Source organism: Ruegeria sp. G10 (assembly GCF_056533645.1).
In genome coordinates this window covers 1-3,690 of the sequence record NZ_JBQFOQ010000026.1, presented here as the reverse complement: position 1 = coordinate 3,690, position 3,690 = coordinate 1, and the positions used below count along the sequence as shown (strand labels likewise).

The window sequence follows — 3,690 nt, the reverse complement described above, 5'->3', positions numbered from 1 at the left end:
CCGCCGCCTTTCTCGCGCCGGCTGTTTATGCTGAGGAGTTTATCACGATTGGGACGGGTGGTGTGACGGGTGTTTACTATCCGACCGGTGGTGCGATTTGCCGTTTGGTGAACAAGGGCCGGAAAGAGCATGGGGTTCGGTGTTCTGTGGAATCGACGGGTGGGTCAGTTTACAACATCAACACCATTCGCGAGGGCGAGCTGGAGTTTGGTGTGGCGCAGTCGGACTGGCAGTACCATGCGTATAACGGCACCTCGAAGTTCGAAGACGCGGGCGCGTTCGAGAACCTGCGGGCGGTGTTCTCGGTGCATCCGGAACCCTTTACCGTTGTGGCGCGTGCCGATGCGGGGATTTCCAGCTTTGAGGACCTCAAGGGCAAGCGCGTGAACATCGGTAACCCGGGCTCGGGTCAGCGCGGCACGATGGATGTTGTGCTGGAAGCGATGGGCTGGACCATTGATGACTTTGAACTGGCCTCGGAACTGAAAGCGGCCGAGCAGTCGGCGGCGCTGTGCGACAACCAGTTGGACGCGATGATCTACACCGTGGGTCACCCGTCGGGCTCGATTCAGGAAGCCACCACCGCCTGTGATTCCGTTCTGGTGAACGTGACCGGCGATGCGATCCAGGGTCTGATCGACAACAACTCGTACTACCGCACTGCGACCATTCCGGGCGGCATGTACCGTGGGTCGGACGAAGACACCACGACCTTTGGTGTGGGCGCGACCTTCGTGACCTCGGCAGACGTGTCGGATGATGCGGTCTATGCGGTTGTCAGCTCGGTCTTTGAAAACTTCGACGACTTCAAAAAGCTGCACCCGGCATTTGCCAACCTGAAGCCGGAAGAGATGATCTCGGACGGTTTGTCGGCGCCGCTGCATCCGGGTGCCGAGAAGTACTACAAGGAAAAAGGCTGGCTGCAGTAAGCCGGACCTGATGCGGGGCGCGCCTGTGATGGGCGCGCCCCTTTTGCACCCGGGGTGCCGGGTGACAATGAGGCCGAAACGGCCCGACAAGATCGCAGAGCGACGGGGAGACGCCAGATGAGTTCCGACACACAATCCAACCGCCCGCTATCCGAAGAAGAGCTTCAGGATCTGGTGGCCTCGTCCGATGCGGGCGCGCGCAATCCGGCGGGCAATGTCGGGATCTTCCTGGCCATCGTCGCGGTGCTGTGGTCGGTCTTTCAGGTGGTGCTGGCCTCGCCTTTGTCGAATGCGCTGCTGCCGGGCAGCGTGGTGAACAACTCGCGCCAGATCCATCTGGCCTTTGCGATCTTTCTGGCCTTTGCGGCTTATCCGGCGCTGAAATCCAGCCCGCGTGACTACATTCCGATTCAAGACTGGATCATGGGCGTGGCGGGCGCGGTGATCGCGCTTTATGGGTATATCTTCTACCAAAAAGTCGTGAATAACGGCCTGCTGGCCGATGACGTGGACAAATGGGTCGCGCTTGGCGGGCTGCTGCTGCTGTTTGAAGCCGCGCGCCGCGCGCTTGGCCCGGCGATGGCGATCATTGCGACGATCTTCCTGGCTTACGTGTTCTTTGGTTCCTCCGACTGGGTGCCCGAGGTGATCCAGTGGAAGGGCGCCAGCCTGAAAAAGGCCATGAGCCATATGTGGATCACGTCCGAGGGTGTGTTTGGCATCGCTTTGGGCGTGTCGACCAAGTTCGTCTTCCTCTTCGTGCTGTTCGGGGCGCTTTTGGATAAGGCGGGCGCGGGCAATTACTTTATCAAGATGGCCTTTGGCGCGCTGGGGCACCTGCGCGGCGGCCCGGCCAAGGCGGCTGTGGTGGGGTCTGCGGCCACGGGTCTGATCTCGGGGTCTTCCATCGCCAACGTGGTGACCACCGGTACCTTCACCATTCCGCTGATGAAGCGGGTGGGCTTTAGCAGTGAACAGGCGGGCTCGGTCGAGGTGGCCAGTTCCGTGAACGGCCAGATCATGCCGCCGGTGATGGGCGCTGCGGCCTTCCTGATGGTGGAATATGTGGGCATTTCCTATGTCGAGGTGATCACCCACGCCTTCCTACCGGCCGCGATCTCCTACATCGCGCTGGTCTATATCGTGCACCTGGAGGCGGTGAAGCGGAACATGCCGACGCTGGGCAACCGCGTGGTGTCGATGGGCCGCACGATTGGCGGCATGGCGGTGTTCTTCGTGGGCTTTGCCGGGCTCTGCTACGGCATCCAGTATCCGATCAAGGGCATCATTGCGCTGATCCCCGGAGCCTCGGGTCTGGTGCTGTCGGGCCTGATCGTGCTGGCCTATCTGTTCCTGCTGAAACTGGCCTCGGGGGTCGAGGATCTGGTCCCCGATGATCCCAACGCCAAAGAGGTCGAACTGCCGGTCATTGCCGATATCTACAAGGCCGGTCTGCATTACCTGCTGCCGATCATCGTGCTGGTCTACTTCCTGATGATCGAGCAAAAATCGCCGGGCCTGTCGGCCTTCTGGGCGACCTCACTGCTTTTCGTGATCCTGCTGACGCAGAAGCCGATGAAGTCGATCTTCCGCGGCGAGAACAACACCGCAAACGCCCTCCGCGACGGGGTTGTTGACCTGTGGAACGGTCTGATCGATGGCGCGCGCAACATGATCGGCATCGCGCTGGCCACCGCCACTGCAGGCGTGATCGTGGGCACCGTGACGCTGACCGGCGTGGGGCAGGTGATGGCCGATCTGGTCGAGTTCCTGTCGGGCGGCAACCTCATTGCCATGCTGGCGCTGGTGGGTCTGCTGAGCCTGATCCTTGGCATGGGCCTGCCGACCACGGCGAACTATATCGTCGTCAGCTCGCTGATGGCCGGTGTGGTTGTCGAACTGGGCGCGCAGGATGGTCTGATCGTGCCGCTGATCGCAGTGCATCTGTTTGTGTTCTACTTCGGCATCATGGCCGATGTGACGCCACCCGTGGGCCTGGCCAGCTTTGCCGCCGCCGCCGTGTCGGGCGGGGACGCGATCAAGACGGGCTTTACCGCTTTCTTCTACAGCTTGCGCACCGTGGCGCTGCCCTTTGTGTTCATCTTCAACACCGATCTCTTGCTGATCGATGTGGGCTGGGTGCAGGGCATTCTGGTGGCGGTATCGGCGACCATCGCGATCCTGATCTTCACCGCTGGCACCATGGGCTGGTTCCTGACCAAGAACCGCATCTATGAAAGCGTGGCACTGATCCTGATCGCGTTCGCGCTGTTCCGTCCGGACTTCTTCATGAACCGGATCGCGCCTCCGTTCGCGCAGATCGAACCGGCGCAACTGGAGCAAGCCGTGGGCGAGGCCGCCCCGGGCAGTTCCCTGCGCATCGAGGTCGCAGGTCCGGACTTTGACACCGGCAACATGACCGAAACCACAGTGGTCCTGACCATCGGCGATGAGGCCGACGGCGCCGCCCGCATCGACGCCCTGGGCCTGATCCCGCTGGAGGAAGACGGCCTGGTCAAGCTTGACGAGCCGCTGTTCGGCACCCCGGTCTCGGACGAGCTGTCGAACTTCGACTACTACGCCGACGAGCCCGTCCGCATCACCACCGTGCAAGCGCCCCAGAACCAGCCCCCCAAAGAGCTGATGTTCATCCCCGCGCTCATCCTCCTCGGCCTCATCGCCTTCCTGCAAAGGGGCCGCGCCGCACGCACCACACAACAAGAGGTAACACCATGACAAAATCCGTCCTTTGTGCTGTGGA

Annotated in this window: 2 protein-coding genes; both read left to right on the top strand. The window is 61.7% G+C overall.

The genetic code is table 11. The features are described 5' to 3' along the window. Nucleotides 1–929 (top strand): TAXI family TRAP transporter solute-binding subunit (locus ACR0KM_RS20915; protein ID WP_480861789.1); only part of this gene is annotated, 929 nt, incomplete at its 5' end. A 117-nt stretch (nt 930–1,046) separates the two neighbouring features. Further along, a complete protein-coding gene (locus tag ACR0KM_RS20910; protein WP_480861787.1) occupies nt 1,047–3,665 on the top strand; it encodes a TRAP transporter permease in 2,619 nt (872 codons plus the stop codon). The last annotated feature ends 25 nt before the right edge of the window (nt 3,666–3,690 follow it).

Coding starts and splice junctions, on each gene's coding strand:
- ACR0KM_RS20910 (WP_480861787.1), top strand. CDS start 1,047: ATGAGTTCCGACACACAATCCAACCGCCCGCTATCCGAAGAAGAGCTT.